Below are 1,120 nucleotides of genomic sequence, written 5' to 3'. Positions count from 1 at the left end.
GTGTTTTCGTGGCGGATGGTGCCTGGTGTGGTGCAACAGGCGTGGGAGGTCTACGCGCGGACCTCGAGTCAGGGTGCTGCTGCTGCGGCGGTGGGGATGGAGCGGTCGACCGTGACCCGGTGGATCGCGGCCGATGGTGGTGTGCGTCCGCGGCAGGGTCGGGGTTCGAACGGTCGGCGACTGCGGTTCGAGGACCGGTGCGCGATCGAGGCTGGTCTGGCGGTGGGCGAGTCGTTGACCTCGATCGCGACCCGGATCGGGTTCGACAAGTCGACGGTCTCGCGTGAGGTTGCGCGGGGCCGGTTGCGGTCGGGGCGGTACTCGGCCAAGCGGGGACAGGCGGTTGCGGTGCACAACGGGCGGCGGCCCAAGCAGCCCAAGCTGGTGGCCAACGCGCGGCTGCGGGCGCGGGTCGAGGAGGATCTGGGCAAGCGGTACTCACCCGAGGAGATCTCGGGCCGGGTGCGCCGCGAGTTCCCCGAGGATCCGGAGATGTGGGTGCACCCCAACACGATCTATGAGTCGCTCTACATCCAGGCACGGGGTGCGCTGCGCGCCGATCTGGCCAAGAACTTGCGCCGCGGGCGGATCCACCGCCGGCCACGACGACCCGAGGGGGCCGAGGACAACCGCGGCCAGATCCCCGACAAGCTCATGATCAGCCAGCGCCCCGTCGAGGTCAGCGACCGCGCGGTGCCCGGCCACTGGGAAGGCGACCTGATCGCCGGCAAGGCCAACGGCTCGGCCATCGGGGTCGTGGTCGAACGCACCACCAGCTACGTGATGCTGCTGCACCTGCCCCACGACCACGGCACCCTGGCCGTCACCGACGCCCTGATCGCCCGGATGCGCGAACTGCCCGAGCAGCTGCGCCGCTCGGTCACCTGGGACCAGGGCAAGGAGATGGCTGCCCACCGACGCCTCACCGGTGGAGTCCTCGGCCCGGACTTCAAGGTCTACTTCTGCGACCCCCACTCGCCCTGGCAGCGCGCGGCCAGCGAGAACACCAACGGCCTGCTGCGCCAGTACTTCCCCAAGGGCACCGACCTCTCGGTCCACTCCGCCCAGGACCTCGCCTGGGTCGAGCAAGAACTCAACGACAGGCCCCGCAAACGCCTCG

Annotated in this window: 1 protein-coding gene; it reads left to right on the top strand. The window is 70.1% G+C overall.

The annotated features are described in order from the left end of the window. A partial coding sequence (locus tag ACFPGP_RS23845) for an IS30 family transposase (protein ID WP_465263280.1) occupies positions 1-1,120 on the top strand: 1,120 nt, incomplete at its 3' end.

The organism is Nocardioides taihuensis (genome assembly GCF_042657275.1).
Classification (GTDB): Bacteria; Actinomycetota; Actinomycetes; order Propionibacteriales; family Nocardioidaceae; genus Nocardioides; species Nocardioides taihuensis.
Note: the sequence above shows the minus strand (reverse complement) of the source record. Positions and strands in the feature narration are given on the sequence as shown.